This is a genomic window from Saccharospirillum salsuginis (genome assembly GCF_014651855.1).
Classification (GTDB): Bacteria; Pseudomonadota; Gammaproteobacteria; order Pseudomonadales; family Natronospirillaceae; genus Saccharospirillum; species Saccharospirillum salsuginis.
The window spans coordinates 586,522-604,630 of the sequence record NZ_BMXR01000001.1; the positions used below are offsets into that span (position 1 = coordinate 586,522).

Here is an 18,109-nt window from a genome sequence, read left to right on the forward strand (position 1 = left end):
GCAAACGATAATGGTTTGATCCAGGTCAATACAGGGAAGCTATGAGGGAGTTTAAATCCCTTCATTCGACCACACGTCTGTAGTGTACGAAGATAAAGCCATCATTCATTGATGCCTACGAAAGGAGGCACATCCATGAGTACCAATGCGATCGGTTTGAACACAGCCAGTGCTGAACGGTTGGCCAAGGGCCTGAACGATTTGCTGGCGAACTATCAACTGTTTTACATGAACGCGCGCGGCTTCCACTGGAACATCAAGGGCGCCAATTTCTTCGAGCTGCACGTGAAATTCGAGGAGTTGTACACCGACCTGTTGACCAAGATCGACGAAGTCGCCGAACGCATTCAGACGCTCGGCCACGAGCCGATTCACAGCTACAGCGAGTACATCAAGCTGGCGTCCATCGAGGAAAAGACCAAGGTCCGCGACGGCCGCGTCGCCATCGGCCACATCCTGGAAGACTTCCAGGCGCTGATCGGCAAGCAGCGCTCCCTGCTGGCCCTGGCGTCCGAAGCCGAAGACGAAGGCACAGCCGCCTTGATGAGCGATTACATTCGCGAGCAGGAAAAAGCCGTTTGGATGTATCGGTCCTACCTGGGCGAGTAATCGCCCGGCGGGATTAACCCTCCCTCCCAGTTGTACTATCCTAACCGCCCGGTCTGAACCCAGACCGGGCTTTTTTACGTTAGAGGGACGGATTGTGAGACGCATCGACGTGGTGGACTATCGGCCGGAATGGCCAAACGAGTATCGGCATGAGGAAGGACGACTGACGTCCACATTGGGCGAATGCCTGGTGGCGGTCCATCACATCGGCAGCACCTCGGTTCCGGGATTAGCGGCGAAGCCAGTCATCGATATCTTGCTGGAAGTGCGGGATCTGGAGGAGCTGGACACGTACGATAGCGCCATGGCAAGGCTGGGCTATGAGGTCATGGGCGAATTCGGCATTGAACGGCGCCGCTTTTACCGCAAAGGCGGTGACCAGCGAACCCATCATGTGCATGCCTTTCCCGCGGGAGATGAACATGTCACGCGGCATTTGGCGTTTCGGGATTATCTGATCGCGCATCCGGAGGTGGCGGATGAGTACGACCGACTGAAGCGGAAGATTGCGGACGAATACCGCACTGATTCAGACGGGTATTGCGGTGCAAAGAATGACTTTGTCGTTCATCATGAATACCTGGCGCTTGCTTGGTTTTCCAATCGAACACACACCTTGTGATGAGCTCCCGATGATCGCAATCATCGGGAGCTACAAACACCTTACCGATCCATGACTTCAATATCGGTAGGGTTATAAATCAACTCCAGGGTTCCAATCAGAGACTGGTCCGCTACATTGACCACGTCGATCCGACCACGGGATTCCGGATCCGATGTGGCGGATTGAACAGCCACATAGACGAGATCACTGTACCGTGCGGCGCTGTCATCCAATGCCTCGTGTTGAATATCGGCAATGTTCAGGTGCTGAATATCGCTGACCGCTGAACCCGCCGGATTGGCTTGAGTCGGATTGAAGTGGTACAGCGTATCGTCCCCCCAATTTGCACGGCCTACGAAAAAGGCCTGGTTGTCGTTGACCACTTCCACTTTCTGGATTTGTCCATAGGGGTGACTGGCGTCATCACCGTCATCGACCAACATGGATGTCGCATAGCTTGACGTATCGACCGTGACAATGCCGCCGTCATATTTGCCCGCTGTCGCGCCAAAGGCCGAATTACCCTGGCCGGCGATATACAGGGTGTTGTCGTGCAAGTCGATATTGCCCGCATTTTTTATCCCCAGATCAATCCCTTTCAGGTCACCCGCACCCTTCCCGGTATCGATTTCTTCCAGCGTAGCCAGATCGATCACCGCCAGATAGGAATGCTCGGTCGCACTGAAGTCGGCATTAAGACGATCCATCAAGACATAGAGTTTGCCGTCAGCGATCAGCGCGTCCGTCATGCCCGGTGTGCCGTTGGTATCGGCGTGAGCATAGGCTGACAGATCGATTTCTCCCAGTTTAAAGCCGGTTTCTCCGCTGTCACTGACGGATGGATCGATAACCCACATATTGGGCAGACCATACTGAACGATAAAGGCTCGACTTTCGCTCTCAAAAACCACCTTGTATGGATTCGCGGAGGCATCGCCTTCAGTAACTGAGTATTGCCATTCTTGGGTCGGAACAAAACCGAAGCTGAGACTGTACTTGGTCAAATTGTCGAATCCAAAACGCCCTGAGCGATACAGGGAATCGCTATAGACTGAAATGCCAATATCGTTAGGAGAGGTTGTCGCCAGTGCATTTTCGGACACATAAGCGGAACCATCGGTTGCGCTTCGAATGAACGCCACGTCCGAGGTGGAGTAGTCCGGACTTGCCGTTGCGACCACGACAGTGCGATCCGTATCGGCAATCATTTCTCCTACATCGAACGTATTAGTGGAGATGTCGGACTCGCCATCCGCGCCATTGATGCATCCGGCGAGAGACAAAGCGGCAAAAGGCACACTCAGTGCAAGCTTATTCATGGTAACTCCTAAAAGGTCAGGGAATAGCCGGCTACAAATTGACGTCCCGGCAGGGGTTTTCGGCTGATGTCCATCGAGCGGTTGTCAAACGCATTGATCACGCTCACTTCGACGGTTTGCTGTAAAGATCGCCACTGCCAGAATCGCCTCAAGCCGATGTCGAACTCTGAACGTTGCGGTGCCTGGGTGGAGTTGGCGCGATCGTAGAAAAGCCCGTTTTCAAAGCGCCATTCGCCATGAAGTCGCCAGGGGTTCCAATCGGCCGTGATCCGGGACTGATGGGACCAGCGGTAATACCCGGGTGCCTGGTTTCCATCGTAGGAGACGACGGGCGATGTAATCAGGCTCGGCTGATAGGCGCCTTGCTGTGACAGGGTCCAACTGTGGATTCGCCATTTGAGATCCCATTCCACACCCTGATACTGAACCTGGCCGATATTGACGTAGCGTCCGACACCTTGTGAATCGTATACCGGTGCGATGTTGTCGAAGGCATAACGGTTATAGACCGTTAGTGCGCCTTCAAGATCGCTGCGCTGGTATTCAATCGAACCTTCCACCAATTGTCCGGTCTCGGGCACCAGCTCTTCGTTGCCTTGAAAATATCCCTGATCTCCATATCGCTCAAACAGCGACGGTTGCCGAAATGTCTGGCTGACATTGGCTTTCAGGGTCCATTCATCGGTTAATTGATATCGAACCCCCAACAACCCACCCCATAATTGGGTATCGTCCAGATTGGACAGACTTCTCACCGTTCCTGTCAGGCTGAGACGGTCCGACATCAAAACCCATTCATCAGTCAAAGAGGTCAGCCAGGTCCATTCATCGTACTGATACCCACGATCAGTAATCTTGTCCTTAAAGCTCAGGTCTGCATGGGATGCTTCATTGACCAGGGTTGTGATGTGCGTCCCCCAGTACCAGGCACCCAAATGCTGCAAACGCTGATCGGTCATAGAGTCATAGCTGTCGTTTTGGTTCAGACCGATGATGGAAGCGGGGTCGTTCAGATGCCCTTCATGAGAGTTAGCCCGATACCGAATCGATTGATCCAGGCGGCCGTCCGCCATTCCAGTGGCCGACCACGCCAAACTGCCTCCCATTTTCCGTTCCCGGTAATAGGTATCCTGAACGTCATTGTTGTTCCAGGCGGGTAGCGATTTGGTCGACCATTGTCCATTGACGGCAGCCAGCCATTGATGATGGCCGACCTGTCGTGTCACATCGGCCGATGCCGAGTAACGTTCGTAATCGGCGTTGTTGCGACGCTGTTCGACATCATCTTCGGATACATCGGGCGTACCGGCATCGTAGAGAAACGGAAAGTCATTTTCGGCACTCAATGCCGACGCACGGATGTTCAGTCGAGCACCGCCCCATGTCCAATGGTGAGCGCCGCGCGCTTCACGCAAGCCGAAGCTGCCGAGCTTTACTCCCATTTGGGTTCGGGATCCATCCTGCGAGTCCTCGCGCGTGACAATGTTGATCACACCGCCCATGGCATCCTGAGAAAACTGAGGCGGGGCGGCGGTTCGGTAAATCTCGATGGATTCGACCTGATCCAGCGGAATCTGGCCCAGGTCCGCCGAACCGCCGCCCGAACCGGTCAGTAAAATACCATCGACAAAAACCAGGGATTGTTGTCCGGTCGCTCCGCGTACCGACAGTGTCGAGTAACTGCCCAACTCGCCGGTCGATTGAATCTGCACACCGGGCGTAATTTCCAAAACGTCGGCGACGCTGTGATGGTCGGCCTGAAAGGCATCACGCCCGATGACGGTGACCTGACCGGTGGACAACTCGGGATAGGTTTGAAAGGCGGGAGGTAGGGTGTCTTCGACGAGAACGGGCGACAATACTGTTTCCGAACCCGTGTTCTCTTCGGCAAGAGAGACAACACTGGCAGCCAACAGGGATAACGGCAACAGCCTGAAACAAGGTCGATATCGCATTCGGAACAGCACCCACCGTGCACAGCAAATTACTTCAGGCCGGTATCCGGGCTGACAGAGGAGCAAGGACGTTGCTGAATACCGGTCCCCTTCCCGAGCCTTTGACTCAGTGGGTATTCGACACGGCTTCTCGGCCTATTAGGCCGCCTCTGATCACCGTTGCGGGGGCAGCATTGGACTGATCGGACTTACCCGAACCACCAATTTCCCGTTTAAACCTTGACGGTCACCTGAACAGGCCGTACAACCTAATGAGTTTCACCGAGCGAGTCAAGCGGACCTCCCCGAATAAGGCCACCATGAAAAACGCCCTGCCACTGTCATTCAGTGTCGTTTTATCGTTATTGATCCACGCGGTGTTGGTGCTTTGGCTGACAGCGCACTGGCCGGAACGTCAGACATCTTCGGCACCGACATCGGTACCGTTTCAATTAACCCATCAGGGACGCAGTCGTCCCGAATCAGCTAACGCCACGGATGCAGCGGAGGCGCCGACACCGCCTGACCCGGCTCCGAAACCCGAACCCGAACCCGAACCCGAGCCCGAGCCCGAGCCCGAGCCCGAGCCCGAAACGATGTCATCATCCGCACCAGAGCCCAAGCCAGAACCGGTCACCGATAATCGGGATGTGGTATCGACCGAAACCGATACGGCGGTGGAACCATCGACAACGAGCGATTCCGAACCGACTCCTTCTCCGCACGCTCAAACGGATCGGCAAGCGGAAAGTCTGAGCCATCGCGCAGAGGAACCGGTGCCCGAATCGACCTCTTCCGAACCGGCATCCCAAGTGATGACCGAACCAGAAGTATCCGAGCCCGACCCGGAGTCGACCCCTTCGGATACAGCCATCGAACCGGATCCGGAGTCGACATCGACCGGGAATCCAATGCCCACCGGGGAAGTCCAGGCGACGCAGGCCCTCCCACTGGTTCAGCCGCTGAACGCGCCGGATCTTGATTATCCAGCGCTGGCCAAACGGCGTCGCCAACAGGGAACAGTGATCATTCGTGGTCGGGTCAATGAACAGGGAAGGTTGGACAACGCCGAGATCCTGGAGAGCTCGGGCCATGCGTCGCTGGATGAAAGCGCGTTGAGCCAGGCCCTGGAATGGCAGTACCGCGCACCCGGTAATCGGGAAGAGTGGGTGCGAATACCGGTGCAGTTCCGCCTGCGTTGATCAGAACTCCGCCGGCACCAACCCCGGCTGCGCCACTTCGCTCACCAACACACTCAACTTGTGCCAGGGGTTGCCTTCGCGGCGTCCCTTGATGGTGGCGTCGATCTCGCCGCAGCGGATCAGGCAGCGTTGCCAGTGCGCGCCCGGTGCGCGCCTCAGGGCGGTTTGATAGGGCCCCTGCCGTTTGTCGAAGATGCGCAGCCGCTTGAATACACCGGCCAGGATCTGGCCTTGAGCCTGAGCTTCGGACAGTTGCACCAGGTGGCGCAGTTCCCGCGCCAGCACCCAAAGCACGATGGGTGCTTCGATGCCCTCGGCGGCGAGACCGGAGAGGACGCGCTGGCTGCGGGCCAGGTCGCCACTCAGGAAGGCGTCGGATAGATCGAAGATGTCGAAACGGGCGCTGTCGGCGACGGACTGGATAACGGTATCGAGACTGATGGCGGTGTTGTCGCCTTCGTTCATCAACAACAGTTTGTCGATTTCCTGACGCGCGGCCAGGAGGTTGCCGTCGACCCGGTCGGCGAGCAAGGCCAGGGCATCGTCGTCGATGGTCAAGCCCTGTTGTTGCAGGCGCTGGCGCAGCCAGGCGGGCAACTGATGGCGTTCGATCGGCCAGACCGGGACCCACCAACCGGCGTCGGTGACCTTGCCGAACCACTTGGCTTTGGACTGGGCCGCTTCGATGCGATCGGAAACGATCATCAGCAGGTTGTCCGGGTTGGCGGACTCGGCGTAGGCGACCAGGGTCTTGCGGCCTTCGTCGTTCAGCTTGCCGGGCAGGCGCAATTCGAGGATCTCCCGGTCGCCGAACAGGGACATCGACTGGTTGGCGTCGGTCAGCTGGTTCCAGTCGAACTGATTGTCGGCGTGGAACACCTGACGCTCCGAGATGCCGGCGTTACGGGCGGCGGCCCGCACCCGGTCGGCGGCTTCAAGCACCAACAGGGGTTCGTCGCCGCTGATCCAGATGATGGACGGCAAACCCTGTGACAGTTGTTTATCCAATTGCTGCAGCGAGAGTTTCATTCGGCCGGGGTGTCCTCGGGCGTGCGGTTCAGTTCTTCGTCGCTCAAGGCTTCGAGCTGGTCGAGAACGCGCAGGGCGATGCGGTTGCGCAGATAGCCGAAGCGCTCGGCGCGGGCCTCGTCCTCGTCGACTTCCGGGCTCAGTGACAAACGCGTTTCGACCCGGGTGCTGCGATAGGAGATCACCGACACGCCATAGGCGTTGACCAGACTCCAGGTGACTTCCAGGCCGAGTACGTTCGCATCGCTCAGTTCGACGTCACTGGTTTGCAGGCTGTGGACGCGCACCAGAGTGTCGGCCGGACGGGTACCGAGCACCAGACCATAGAGGGCGAAGGTGTCCCGCATGGTGTAGTAGAGATCTTCGGCATCCACGTCTTCCTGCCAGACCATCGGGCTGAGCCCTTCGGCGAAACTGAACTGGCCTTTCAACTGGTAGCCACAGCCGGCCAGCAAGCCGACGGCGACCATCAGGCTCCCAAGGCGCAGTAGCCAGAACCCGCACTGGCCACCGGGTTGATCCAGTCGGGTGGTGCGACACATCGCTCGCCATGAACCCTTCCCTGGGGGCTTGACGGCGCGCGTCCTGCGCGCCGACATCCCCGCCTGGATCAACCCGGCAGCCAGCGCTAACCTGTAACGCAGATTCATCCCGTTACTTGGCAACGATGTTCACCAGCTTGTTGGGCACGACGATCACCTTGCGAATGGGGGCGTCGGCGATGAAGCGCTGAACGTTCTCGTCGCCCCGGGCGGCGGCTTCGACGGTCTCCTTGTCGGCACCGGCCGGCACGGTGACCCGGCCACGCACCTTACCGTTGACCTGAACGACGTATTCCAGGGTGTCCTTGACCAGAGCGGATTCGTCCGCCTTCGGCCAGGCGACATCCAGCACCAGGCCGTCGTGGCCCAGTTCGTTCCACAGCGCCTGGGTGACGTGCGGGGCGATGGGTGCCAGTACCAGAACGGCGGTTTGCAAGGCTTCCTTGACCACGGCGCGGTCCTGGGCGTCGTCGCCCTCGAAGCGGTTCACGGCATTCAGCAGTTCCATCACCTTGGCGATGGCGGTGTTGAAGGTTTTGCGCTCGCCGAAATCGGCGGTGACGCCGACGATGGTTTCGTGCGTCTTGCGGCGCAGGGCTTTCTGGTCGTCGTTCAGTGTATCGACGTCCAGCAGCGGAATGTCGCCGCCGTCCACCAGGGTGTGAACCGCCCGCCACAGACGCTGCAGGAACTTCTGCGCGCCCTGGACACCGGATTCGGTCCACTCGAGCGTCTGCTCCGGCGGTGCGGCGAACATGGAGAACAGTCGCACGGTGTCGGCGCCGTATTCCTCGATCGCCTGTTGCGGGTCTTTGCCGTTGTTCTTGGACTTGGACATCTTGGCCATACCGGCGTAGATGACCGGTTCGCCGGTCGAGATCTGGCGGCCGCCAATCACCTTGCCCTTGTCGTCGCGCTCGGCTTCGACGTCCGTGGGCGAAATCCACTCCCGGCCATGTTCGCCGACTTCCTTGTACCAGGTTTCAGCCAGCACCATGCCCTGACACAGCAGGTTGGTGAAGGGCTCATCGGAATCGACCAGACCTTCGTCGCGCATCGCCTTGTGGAAGAAGCGCGAGTACATCAGGTGCATGGTGGCGTGCTCGATGCCGCCGATGTACTGGTCGACCGGCAGCCAGTAGTTGGCCTCTTTCGGTTCCAGCATGCCGTCGTCATGATGTGGCGTGGTGTAGCGGGCGTAGTACCAGCTCGACTCCATGAAGGTATCGAAGGTGTCGGTATCGCGCTTGGCCGGCTTGCCGTCGACGGTGATGTCTTCAAATTCGGGGTTGTTCTTGATCGGCGAGCTGATGCCGTCGAAAGTGACATCGGTCGGCAACACCACCGGGAATTCCGGCGCCGGTCGGGCTTCGCCGTCGACGTAGACCATGGGTACCGGTGCGCCCCAATAGCGCTGGCGGCTGACGCCCCAGTCACGCAGGCGGTAGTTGGTGGTCACTTCGCCCTTGCCTTCTTTGTTCAGGCGCTCGGCGATTTTGATGAAGGCTTCTTCGGAACTCAGGCCGTCGAATTCCCCGGAGTTGACCACAATGCCTTTTTCGACGAAGGCTTCTTTGGCCAGGTCGAGCTCGGTCTCGCTGTCGTCGGTCGGCTTGATCACCTGCTGGATCGGCAGTTTGTATTTGGTGGCGAATTCCCAGTCGCGCTGGTCGTGGCCGGGCACGGCCATGACGGCGCCGTGGCCGTAGTCCATGAGTACGAAGTTGGCGGACCAGACGGGGATTTCCTCGCCGGTCAGCGGGTGGATGGCGGTGAATCCGGTCGGTTGCCCCTTCTTCTCCATAACCGCCATGTCGGCTTCGCTGGTGGTCATGTGGTTGCATTCTTCGATGAAGGCGGCCAAAGCGGTATCGCTTTTGGCGGCCTGGGCAGCCAGCGGGTGCTGGGGCGCCACGGCGACGTAGGTGACGCCGTAGAGGGTGTCCGGACGGGTGGTGTAGACCTCGAGGACCTCGTCGCTGTCCTTGACCCGGAAGGTCAGGTTCACGCCCTGGCTGCGGCCGATCCAGTTGCGCTGCATGGCCTTCACTTCGTCCGGCCAGCCGGGCAGGTTGTCGAGCGATTCGAGCAGTTCTTTGGCGTAGGCGGTGGTTTTGATGAACCACTGGTCCATTTCCTTGCGCTCGACCGGGGTGTCGCAGCGCCAGCAGCAGCCGTCGTGAACCTGTTCGTTGGCGAGGACGGTCTGGTCGACCGGGCACCAGTTGACGGCGGAGGTTTTCTTGTAGGCGAGGTCTTTCTCGACCAGGCGGGTGAAGAACCACTGTTCCCATTTGTAGTATTCGGGCGTACAGGTGGTGACTTCGCGGTCCCAGTCGTAGGCGAAGCCCAGCATTTTCAGCTGCTGGCGCATGTAGTCGATGTTTTCGAACGTCCATTTGGCCGGGGCGACGCCGTTCTGGATGGCGGCGTTTTCGGCGGGCATGCCGAAGGCGTCCCAGCCCATGGGTTGAAGGACGTTTTTGCCGAGCATGCGCTGGTAGCGGCTGATGACGTCGCCGATGGTGTAGTTACGCACGTGGCCCATGTGCAGTCGGCCGCTGGGGTACGGTAGCATCGACAGGCAGTAGAATTTCTCTTTACCGGGGTCGACTTTGGCCTTGAAGACCTGCTTTTCGTTCCAGGTGTCCTGCACTTGGCGCTCAATGGCGGCCGGGGAATACGTAGCGTCCATCGGTTTCCTGTTCGGTTGTGAGAGTGGTGAAAAGGTCACGGGTGCCGGGCGGAGCCCGGGTGACACAGGATAACCGACCGGCGACTGGATTTCGACTATCCTGCCAGGGCGTTGAATTTGAACGACTGCACCCAAAGCCTTGGGACAGAGGCGTAATTTGGATCCTGGGCTAAATTCTATGGCGGCGGGAACCCGCACCGGCTGCCGGGTAGACCTATTCGGGGTCGCCATGAACCCGTCCATGGGGGCTTGACGGCCGCCGTCCTGGCGGCCGACATCCCCGAATAGGTCTACCCGGCACCCGGCGCTGGCCAACGGTGGCTTGGCGTCATTTCCTATTCCTGAATGAGTAGGTCGAATTAGCGCGTCAGCGCGTAATCTGACAACCGGATACCGCTCCCGGTCATTGTATTCCGTTTCTTAACAATAGGAGGCTTCAATGAAACGCGTACTCGTCCCCCTCGCCGATGGCTGCGAGGATCTGGAAGCCATCACCATTACCGATCTGCTGGTCCGTGCCGGAGCCGAGGTGGTTCGCGCCGGGTTGAAACCGGGCGAGGTGACCGCCGGTCGGGGTGCGCGGATGTTGCCGGATACGGTGTTGGAGTGTGTGAAGAACGATACCTTCGATATGATTGCGTTGCCCGGTGGCCGGCCGGGGGCGGATCATCTGGCGGAAAGCGCGGTGTTGCGGGATATGGTGAAGAATCAGTTTGAGGCCGGTCGCTGGGTGGCGGCGATCTGTGCGGCGCCGCGTGCGTTGGCGGCGGCCGGTGTGTTGGAGAACCGGACGGTGACGTGTTTTCCGTCGGCGCTGGATGGGTTGGCGCCGGCCAGTACGACGGTGACGGAGAATCCGATGGAGGTGGACGGGCATCTGATTACGGCGAAGGGGCCGGGTGTGGCGATGGATTTCACACTGCTGCTGATCGAGACGTTGTGGAATAAGGCGCATCGCAAGGAGGTGGAGGGCCCGCTGCAGCGGCCGGGGATTGGCGGCCGGTAGGCTCAGGCATTATAACGGTTGGTGATTCTATGCTATCAGCCCGCATTGGAACTCGTAGGGTGGGCATCGCCCACCATGAAAGGGAGGCCGACACGCACCATTCTTGGTGGGCAGCCGAAACGTCGGACCGACCCACCCTACCTGGGACTCGCGATGCCGACGAGCCCCGAGGGAATCTGCCCTACTGTAGGTAACCTGCGACGATGCGGTCGATACTGCCGTCGTTGTGCATGGCGGTGATGGTCTGGTTGAAGCGGTCGACGACGTCGGTGCCGACGGCGAATTTGCTGAACATCATGTATATGTCGGCTTCTTCGAGGGTGTAGGTGTAGATCAGTTGGTCGCCGCCGCGCTGTTCGCGGGCTTCCTTGAGGTTGGCGACGGCGGAGAAGGCGTCGGCGAAGAAGCCGTCGAAGATGCCGTCGAGCAGGGCGCCGGAGAGGTATTCTTCGCTCTTGGCGGCTTTGAGGCCGGGGGTGCCGGCGTCGATCAGTTCGTTGACCCAGGGGGCGTAGGAGTAGCCGGTGACGTAGCCGATGGTGAAGCCGCGGTCGAGCAGCGAGAGCAGGGTGTCGCGGTTCAGGTCGGAGATGCTGGCTTCCTTGACGGTGATCAGGCTGACCGGTTCGGTGCGGTAGGGTACGGAGAAGTGGGCGTATTCTTCGCGCTCGGGCGTTTTGGAGGCGCCGGGGGCGATGTCGATGCTGCCGGCGGCGACTTCCCAAAGGTGTTTTTTCCAGGCCAGTTTGTGCCAGAAGAGGTTGTAGCCGGCGCGTTCGGCGATGGCGTTCATTAGTTCGATGTCGAGCCCGGTGAGTTCGCCGGCGGTGTCACGGTATTGGTAGGGCAGCCAGTCTTCCCAGCCGATTCGCATCGATGGGTTCTCGGCCAGGGCGGCGGTACTTACGGTCAACAACAGAACCCATTTCAACACCCGGGATCGCATGGTGGGACATCTCCTCTGACAGTAGTGTGACCGTTTCGGAGGCGGTTCGGGCGCCCCGGGGTCACCGATCGACTTATTTTTAAGACGACGCATTCTGCCTGCATCGCTACCCAACCGGTAGCCGTTTCTCACTATTTATGTCGACCAGTTCTCAATTGAACTCCCTCAGCCGCGATATGCGCCGGTAAACCGTCGACGGCGGGCGGACACGCTTGCCCTGTTGGCGAAAATCCGACAGAGTTTCGTTAACGCTCGCAATATAGTTCGATAGTTACATGGCCATAGCTGATATTCCCCGTCTCTCTCTGGCGCATGCGCCGACACCCATTGAGCGGATGGATCGCCTGGGTGAACAGGTGGGTACCCGGCATCTCTACATCAAACGCGATGACTGCACCGGTCTGGGGCTGGGCGGTAACAAGACCCGCAAGCTGGAATACCTGATGGCGGATGCCCGGAATCAGGGCGCCACCGTGGTGCTGACGGTGGGCGGTCTGCAAAGTAATCACGCGCGCCAGACGGCCGCTGCGGCGGCCCGGCTGGGGCTGCAGTGCGAACTGGTGCTGGAACCGGTGGCCGGTACGCCCGAGTCCCTGTACGACCACAGCGGCAACGTGTTGCTGGATCATTTGTTCGGCGCCGCCGTCACGCGGGCCCAGGCCGGCGAGGATCTGGACGCGCTGCTGCAACAACGCGCCCAGGCGCACCGGGACGCGGGCGAGGTGCCCTATGTGGTGCCCGTCGGCGGTTCCAACGAGATCGGTTCGCTGGGGTATGTGCGCTGCATGGAGGAAATCGCCCAGTGGCAGTACGACGCCGATGTGGAATTCGACCGCATCGTGCTCGCCACCGGCAGTGCCGGTACCCAGGCCGGTTTGTTGGTTGGCGCCCGGCTGTATGACGTGAACGCGGAGATTCTCGGTTTTTGCGTCAGCCGCAGTACGGAAGACCAGCACACCCTGGTGCTGGATCTGACGCAGCGGCTGCATCAGTCCCTGGATCGTTCACCGCTGGATTACCGCGATCGGGTCGTGACCGATGGCGGCTATGTCGGCCCGGGTTACGGGGTCGCCACCGATGGCATGCGCCAGGCGGTTCGGGTGGTGGCCGAACAGGAGGGGATTTTGCTGGATCCGGTGTATACCGGGAAGGCGATGAATGGATTGATCGATTACTACCGGTTGGGAAAAATCAGCCCGGATGAGCGGGTGTTGTTTTTACACACCGGTGGGGCGCCGGCGTTGTTTGCGTATGAATCGGTATTGGTCGGGTAGGTCGGGTCGTTAATGGTGGGCAGTGCCCACCCTACTTATTCAGGATGCTGAGCCAAATCTACGGATACCCTCCGCCACCTGGCCGTGGTACATCCCACCGAACAGATTCAGGTGGTTCAGCCAGTGGTACAGGTTGTACAACTCTACCCGTTCGCTGAACCCGGCCGGTAATGGGTTCACGGACTCATAGGCTTGGTAAAACCGCTTATCGAACCCACCGAACGCGTGCGTCATGGCCAGGTCCGCCTCGGGCCAGCCCTGGTAGCTCGCCGGGTCGATTAGAACCGGGCGTTTCCGCTCGTCGAACATCAGGTTCCCCGACCACAAGTCACCGTGAAGCAGAGCCGGTTCCTGCTCCGGCACCCAGTCCCGCAAGCGCTCGGCGATGCGCTCCAATTGCGTGACCTCGTGCCGGTCGACCAGACCGGCGTCGCGGGCCCGACGGATTTGCGGTCCGTAGCGCTGCTCGCGGTAGAACCGGAAACCGTCCCGCTGGCAGCGGTTATCCTGGTGGGAATCGCCGCAGTAAGTATCGCAGTGAAAACCGAACTCATCCCGTGAGTGCCGATGCAACCGCGCCAGCGCCTCGCCGGCGGCCTCCCAGGCCGCGGCGTCGGGACGACCGGATTCGATGTACTCCATTACAATGCTCCGGTCGGTTACGTCGATGACCTCCGGTATCCGAAAATCGCTGTCCGCGAGCGCACTCAGCCCCGCCGCCTCGGCTTCGAAGAAACCGGCCGGTGCGGTGTGGTTGGTCTTTTGAAGTGCCTTGCGCCCGTCCGGCAAGGTCAATGTCTGGGTTGAATTCATAACAGGTTGGGCCGACACGCCCCGGAACGGTCGGCGGACCGTCGCGGGGCCTCCTTGAAGATCAATGCCCCAGAATCTGACTGAGGAAGAGTTTGGTCCGGTCGTTCTTCGGATTGTCGAAGAATTCATTCGGCTCGTTCTGCTCGATGATCTGACCGGCGTCCATGAAGATCACGCGGTCGGCGACCAGTTTGGCAAAGCCCATCTCGTGCGTCACGCACAACATGGTCATGCCCTCTTCGGCCAGTTCGACCATGACATCGAGCACTTCCTTGATCATTTCCGGGTCGAGTGCCGAGGTCGGTTCGTCGAACAACATGACCTTGGGGTTCATGCACAGGGAGCGGGCAATGGCGACACGCTGTTGCTGGCCGCCGGAGAGTTGGCCCGGATATTTCTGCGCCTGCTCGGCGATTTTGACCCGTTCCAGGTACTTCATCGCCGTTTCCTCGGCTTCCCTCTTCGGATGTTTGAGCACGAACATCGGCGCCAGTGTCAGGTTCTGGATCACCGTCAGGTGCGGGAACAGATTGAAGTGCTGGAACACCATGCCGACATCCTTGCGGATCACTTCGATGTTCTTGACGTTGTCGGTCAGCTCGACACCGTTGACGATGACGTTGCCCTGCTGGTGTTCCTCCAGTCGGTTGAAACAGCGGATCATGGTCGATTTGCCGGACCCGGAAGGCCCGCAAATCACGATGCGTTCGCCCTGTTTCACGTCCAGGTTGATGTCGCGCAGGACGTGAAAGTCGCCGAACCATTTGTTCATGTTGGTGACCTGGATCACCGATTCACGGTCGGACAGTCGGTTTTGTTCACTCATGCTGAACTCCTCGGGTTACATGCCTCTCTTCAGTTCGCGATCCAGGTGCAGGCTGTAGCGAGACATGAAGAAACAGAAACAGAAAAAGATCAGGGCGATGAACACATAGCCCTCGATGAATTGCTGGCGCCAGGCCGGGTCGTTGATCGCGGACTTGGTTGCCCCCAGCAGATCGAACAGGCCGATAATGACCACCAGCGAGGTGTCCTTGAGCAGGGAAATAAAGGTGCTCATGGTCGGCGGAATCACCAGTCGCAACGCCTGGGGCAGAATGATCTTGCCCATCTTCTGCCAATAACCGAGCCCGAGCGAATCGGCCGCTTCATATTGCCCGGACGGGATGGCCTGCATCCCGCCGCGAAACACCTCGGCGAGGTAAGCCGCCTGGAAGAAGATGATGCCGACCTGGGCGCGCAGGAGCTTGTTGATGGTCACGCCTTCAGGCAGGAACAGCGGGAACATGACCGAGGCCATGATCAGCACCGAAATCAGCGGTACGCCGCGGAAGACTTCGATGAAGACCACACACACCACTTTAACGAAAGGCATCTCGGAACGCCGCCCCAGTGCCAGCAACAGAGCCAGGGGTGCCGCGAAACCGATGCCGACCACGGCCAGCAGCAGCGTCAGGGTCAAACCGCCCCATTGCGCGCTGTCGACCCGGGTCAGACCGAAGACGTCGCCCGCCAGAATGATGTAGAGCAGCGCCAGCCAGACCAGCCAGGCCAGCGCGAGCCAGGGGCTCCAGAACCGGCGGTTCATGCTGACCAGCATCCCCACGATCAGCATCACGGACCCCAGGACGGAGCGCCATTGTTCATCGAGCGGGTAGGTGCCGAAGAGCACGAAGCGATAGTTTTGATGGACATAGGCCCAGCAGGCACCGCTGACGGCTTCGCAGGCGTCTTTGGTTGAGGCAAAACTGGCATTGATCAGCGCCCAGCCCACGACGGTACTCAACACCTGCCAGATGATGTAGAGGCAGAATATGGTGATGACCGAATTCAACGGCGTGGAGAACAGATTCTCGCGCACCCAGCGCCAACTGCGATGCGTGGCGGAGCCGGTGGTGGGACGGTTCTGGTTCGGGATCAAATTCGTCATCTCAACGCTCCACCAGCGCCATGCGCTTGTTGTACCAGTTCATGAAGAACGAGATCAGCAGACTGATGCTGAGATAGATGGTCATGAAGATCGTCACCGCTTCGACCGCCTGGCCGGTCTGGTTCATCGTGGTGTTGGAGATCGAGACCAGATCCGGATACCCGATGGCCACCGCCAGTGAACTGTTCTTGGTCAGGTTGAGGTACTGGTTGGTCATCGGTGGAATGATGACGCGCAAGGCCTGCGGCAGGATGATCAGGCGCATGACCCAACTCGGCTTCAGGCCCAGGGAGGTGGCGGCTTCGCTCTGCCCCTTGGGCACCGACTGAATACCGGAACGTACGATCTCGGCGATGTAGGTCGCGGTGTAGATCGTCAGCCCCAGCAACAAGGTGAAGAATTCGGGCGAGAGACTGATACCGCCTTGGAAGTTGAACCCTTGCAACGAGGGTGTGTTCATCTCTGTCGGCGCACCGAATACCAGCCAGGCCAGGATCGGCAGACCGATGGCGACACCGATGCCGGCGCTGAGGTAGGGGAAAACCTCGCCGGTGGCTTCCAGTCGTTTCAGCGCCCATTTGCGGACCAGAAAAGCGCCGATCAACCCCAGAATCAAGGCGATCAGCGCCGCCGTCCAGGCGGGATGGTCCGCCGGTACCGGAAGATAAAGCCCACGATTGGACGCGAAGACACCGGCCATAGGGTTCAACGCCTGTCGGGGGCCCGGAAACGCATTGGTGACGACGGAATACCAAAAGAACAGTTGCAGCAACAAGGGGACGTTGCGGAAGGTTTCGATGTAGGTTTTGCCCATAAAGCGCAATAACCAGTTCGGCGACACCAGCCCGATACCGATCAGGGTGCCCAGGATGGTGGCGAGGAAAATACCCAGGGCGGAGACTTTGACGGTATTGAGGATGCCGACCACCAGGGCGCGACCGTAGGTGTCCGCCGGAGAGTATTCGATGACACTTTCGCTGATGCCGAAGGAGGCCTCGCGTTCGAGAAAGCCGAAACCGGTGGCGATGTCCTGTTGTTCGAGGTTGGTTAGGGTGTTGTTGACCAGATACCAGCCCAGCAGAAAGACGCCGCCGAACACCAGAACCTGATAGAGAATGGAGCGGAAGGTTTTATCGTAGATCAGTGCCAGTAAAGGTTGGGTACCGCTGGAGGAAGACTGTGTTGAACTCATTCCCCGGATCTCCGTGAAAGTTTAGCCACAGTACCGCCCGGGTCGATGCACGATGGCACCGCTGTGATGTCACGCAATCCAAAGACCGGGCGAAGGGGAAAGGCCCCGAAGGGCCTTTCCGTTTGCTGCCCGTCTTTAACGGATCGGGAAGGCGTACATCAGGCCACCGTCGGTCCACAGCGCGTTCAGACCACGCTCCAGACCCAGCTTCTCGGTGACGTTACGCTGGTAGGATTCACCGTAGTTACCCACCTGCTTAACGATGTTGTAAGCCCACTTCTCGTCCAGACCCAGAGCTTCACCCATGCCCGGCGTGACGCCCAGGAAGCGCTTGATGCCCGGGTTGTCGGTGTCCATCATGTCGTCGACATTGTCGGACGTGATGCCGAACTCTTCAGCCTGGATCATGGCGATGTGCGACCATTTGACGATGTCCAGCCACTCGTCGTCACCGTGACGGACCACAGGGCCCAGCGGTTCCTTGGAGATGATTTCCGGCAGGATCACGTAGTCTTCCGGGTTCTCGGCGGAGACGTTACGCGCCGACGCCAGACCGGAGGCATCCGTGGTGTAGACGTCGCAACGACCGGAGAAGAAGGCCGCGGTCACTTCGGTGGTGTTTTCGATAACCACCGGCTCGAAGTCCATGTTGTTGGCGCGGAAGTAGTCCGCCAGGTTCAGCTCGGTGGTGGTACCCGGCTCGACGCAGATGGCGGCACCGCTCAACTGCTTGGCGCTGGTGACACCCAGGTCCTTACGCACCATGAAGCCCTGACCGTCGTAGTAGTTGATACCGGCGAAGTTCAGGCCCAGGCTGGTGTCGCGCGTGGTGGTCCAGGTGGTGTTCCGGGACAGCACGTCGACTTCGCCGGACTGCAACGCGGTAAAGCGCTGGGCGGCGGTCAGCGGAGTGAAGCGAACGGCGTCGGCGTCGCCGAACATGGCGGCGGCCACGGCGCGGCAGACGTCCACGTCCAGACCTTCCCATTCACCGCCGGTGGCGGCGGAGAAGCC

General features: G+C 59.5%; 16 protein-coding genes and 1 riboswitch. Of the genes, 5 read left to right on the forward strand and 11 right to left on the reverse strand.

The window, feature by feature from the left end; all coding sequences use genetic code 11:
* Window positions 1-135 precede the first annotated feature (135 nt).
* Both IE111_RS02490 and IE111_RS02495 read left to right on the forward strand, forming a co-directional pair.
* On the forward strand, window positions 136-609 hold the full coding sequence (locus tag IE111_RS02490; protein ID WP_189606896.1) for a Dps family protein: 474 nt from the start codon (window positions 136-138) through the stop codon (window positions 607-609).
* 94 nt (window positions 610-703) lie between these two features.
* Window positions 704-1,231 (forward strand): GrpB family protein, encoded by a 528-nt coding sequence (locus tag IE111_RS02495; RefSeq protein ID WP_189606897.1) that lies wholly within the window; start codon window positions 704-706, stop codon window positions 1,229-1,231.
* Between the two features lie 41 nt (window positions 1,232-1,272).
* On the opposite strand, the gene IE111_RS02500 is transcribed toward IE111_RS02495, so the two are convergent.
* Window positions 1,273-2,532, reverse strand: a complete 1,260-nt coding sequence (locus IE111_RS02500) for a hypothetical protein (protein WP_189606898.1) — start codon at window positions 2,530-2,532, stop codon at window positions 1,273-1,275.
* An 8-nt stretch (window positions 2,533-2,540) separates the two neighbouring features.
* Window positions 2,541-4,391, reverse strand: coding sequence for a TonB-dependent receptor plug domain-containing protein (locus IE111_RS02505; RefSeq protein WP_189606899.1), 1,851 nt, complete (start codon window positions 4,389-4,391; stop codon window positions 2,541-2,543).
* A gap of 116 nt (window positions 4,392-4,507) precedes the next feature.
* A riboswitch (cobalamin riboswitch) is annotated at window positions 4,508-4,736 on the reverse strand.
* A gap of 50 nt (window positions 4,737-4,786) precedes the next feature.
* Between IE111_RS02505 and IE111_RS02510 the strand changes: the two genes are divergently transcribed.
* Window positions 4,787-5,668 carry an energy transducer TonB gene (locus IE111_RS02510; RefSeq protein WP_189606900.1) on the forward strand — a complete coding sequence of 294 codons (882 nt, stop codon included), beginning with the start codon at window positions 4,787-4,789 and terminating at the stop codon, window positions 5,666-5,668.
* Here the strand turns inward: IE111_RS02510 and holA are convergent, their stop codons facing one another.
* From holA to leuS, 3 genes are all read right to left on the reverse strand, one after another.
* Window positions 5,669-6,697: a DNA polymerase III subunit delta gene (gene holA / locus IE111_RS02515; RefSeq protein WP_189606901.1), complete on the reverse strand. Its 1,029-nt coding sequence runs from the start codon at window positions 6,695-6,697 to the stop codon at window positions 5,669-5,671.
* The gene (locus tag IE111_RS02520) at window positions 6,694-7,239 is read right to left on the reverse strand and encodes an LPS-assembly lipoprotein LptE (protein ID WP_189606902.1); all 546 of its coding nucleotides are present in this window, start codon (window positions 7,237-7,239) and stop codon (window positions 6,694-6,696) included. Before IE111_RS02520 ends, holA begins: the two co-directional genes overlap by 4 nt.
* A 112-nt stretch (window positions 7,240-7,351) precedes the next feature.
* The gene (leuS, locus tag IE111_RS02525) at window positions 7,352-9,934 is read right to left on the reverse strand and encodes a leucine--tRNA ligase (RefSeq protein WP_189606903.1); all 2,583 of its coding nucleotides are present in this window, start codon (window positions 9,932-9,934) and stop codon (window positions 7,352-7,354) included.
* A gap of 439 nt (window positions 9,935-10,373) precedes the next feature.
* Here leuS and IE111_RS02530 point away from each other — a divergent pair, with 439 nt between their 5' ends.
* Window positions 10,374-10,940 carry a DJ-1 family glyoxalase III gene (locus IE111_RS02530; protein WP_189606904.1) on the forward strand — a complete coding sequence of 189 codons (567 nt, stop codon included), beginning with the start codon at window positions 10,374-10,376 and terminating at the stop codon, window positions 10,938-10,940.
* A 181-nt stretch (window positions 10,941-11,121) separates the two neighbouring features.
* Here IE111_RS02530 and IE111_RS02535 read toward each other — a convergent pair whose 3' ends face one another.
* Window positions 11,122-11,886, reverse strand: a complete 765-nt coding sequence (locus tag IE111_RS02535; protein ID WP_189606905.1) for a substrate-binding periplasmic protein — start codon at window positions 11,884-11,886, stop codon at window positions 11,122-11,124.
* Between the two features lie 275 nt (window positions 11,887-12,161).
* Here IE111_RS02535 and IE111_RS02540 point away from each other — a divergent pair, with 275 nt between their 5' ends.
* Complete coding sequence (locus IE111_RS02540; protein WP_189606906.1) at window positions 12,162-13,160, forward strand: D-cysteine desulfhydrase family protein; 999 nt, start codon at window positions 12,162-12,164, stop codon at window positions 13,158-13,160.
* Between the two features lie 39 nt (window positions 13,161-13,199).
* Here the strand turns inward: IE111_RS02540 and IE111_RS02545 are convergent, their stop codons facing one another.
* The 5 genes from IE111_RS02545 to IE111_RS02565 form a co-directional block, all read right to left on the reverse strand.
* Complete coding sequence (locus IE111_RS02545) at window positions 13,200-13,973, reverse strand: fructosamine kinase family protein (protein ID WP_189606907.1); 774 nt, start codon at window positions 13,971-13,973, stop codon at window positions 13,200-13,202.
* A 61-nt stretch (window positions 13,974-14,034) separates the two neighbouring features.
* On the reverse strand, window positions 14,035-14,799 hold the full coding sequence (locus IE111_RS02550) for an amino acid ABC transporter ATP-binding protein (RefSeq protein WP_189606908.1): 765 nt from the start codon (window positions 14,797-14,799) through the stop codon (window positions 14,035-14,037).
* Between the two features lie 15 nt (window positions 14,800-14,814).
* Window positions 14,815-15,903 carry an amino acid ABC transporter permease gene (locus tag IE111_RS02555; protein ID WP_189606909.1) on the reverse strand — a complete coding sequence of 363 codons (1,089 nt, stop codon included), beginning with the start codon at window positions 15,901-15,903 and terminating at the stop codon, window positions 14,815-14,817.
* Between the two features lies 1 nt (window position 15,904).
* Window positions 15,905-17,095 (reverse strand): amino acid ABC transporter permease, encoded by a 1,191-nt coding sequence (locus IE111_RS02560; protein ID WP_189606910.1) that lies wholly within the window; start codon window positions 17,093-17,095, stop codon window positions 15,905-15,907.
* A 135-nt stretch (window positions 17,096-17,230) separates the two neighbouring features.
* Window positions 17,231-18,109: amino acid ABC transporter substrate-binding protein (locus tag IE111_RS02565; protein WP_229805153.1), on the reverse strand; the 879-nt coding region annotated here is incomplete at its 5' end.

Coding starts and splice junctions, on each gene's coding strand:
- IE111_RS02520 (WP_189606902.1), bottom strand. CDS start 7,239: ATGTGTCGCACCACCCGACTGGATCAACCCGGTGGCCAGTGCGGGTTC.
- IE111_RS02540 (WP_189606906.1), top strand. CDS start 12,162: ATGGCCATAGCTGATATTCCCCGTCTCTCTCTGGCGCATGCGCCGACA.
- IE111_RS02545 (WP_189606907.1), bottom strand. CDS start 13,973: ATGAATTCAACCCAGACATTGACCTTGCCGGACGGGCGCAAGGCACTT.
- IE111_RS02500 (WP_189606898.1), bottom strand. CDS start 2,532: ATGAATAAGCTTGCACTGAGTGTGCCTTTTGCCGCTTTGTCTCTCGCC.
- IE111_RS02490 (WP_189606896.1), top strand. CDS start 136: ATGAGTACCAATGCGATCGGTTTGAACACAGCCAGTGCTGAACGGTTG.
- IE111_RS02560 (WP_189606910.1), bottom strand. CDS start 17,095: ATGAGTTCAACACAGTCTTCCTCCAGCGGTACCCAACCTTTACTGGCA.
- leuS (WP_189606903.1), bottom strand. CDS start 9,934: ATGGACGCTACGTATTCCCCGGCCGCCATTGAGCGCCAAGTGCAGGAC.
- IE111_RS02555 (WP_189606909.1), bottom strand. CDS start 15,903: ATGACGAATTTGATCCCGAACCAGAACCGTCCCACCACCGGCTCCGCC.
- IE111_RS02530 (WP_189606904.1), top strand. CDS start 10,374: ATGAAACGCGTACTCGTCCCCCTCGCCGATGGCTGCGAGGATCTGGAA.
- holA (WP_189606901.1), bottom strand. CDS start 6,697: ATGAAACTCTCGCTGCAGCAATTGGATAAACAACTGTCACAGGGTTTG.
- IE111_RS02550 (WP_189606908.1), bottom strand. CDS start 14,799: ATGAGTGAACAAAACCGACTGTCCGACCGTGAATCGGTGATCCAGGTC.
- IE111_RS02535 (WP_189606905.1), bottom strand. CDS start 11,886: ATGCGATCCCGGGTGTTGAAATGGGTTCTGTTGTTGACCGTAAGTACC.
- IE111_RS02510 (WP_189606900.1), top strand. CDS start 4,787: ATGAAAAACGCCCTGCCACTGTCATTCAGTGTCGTTTTATCGTTATTG.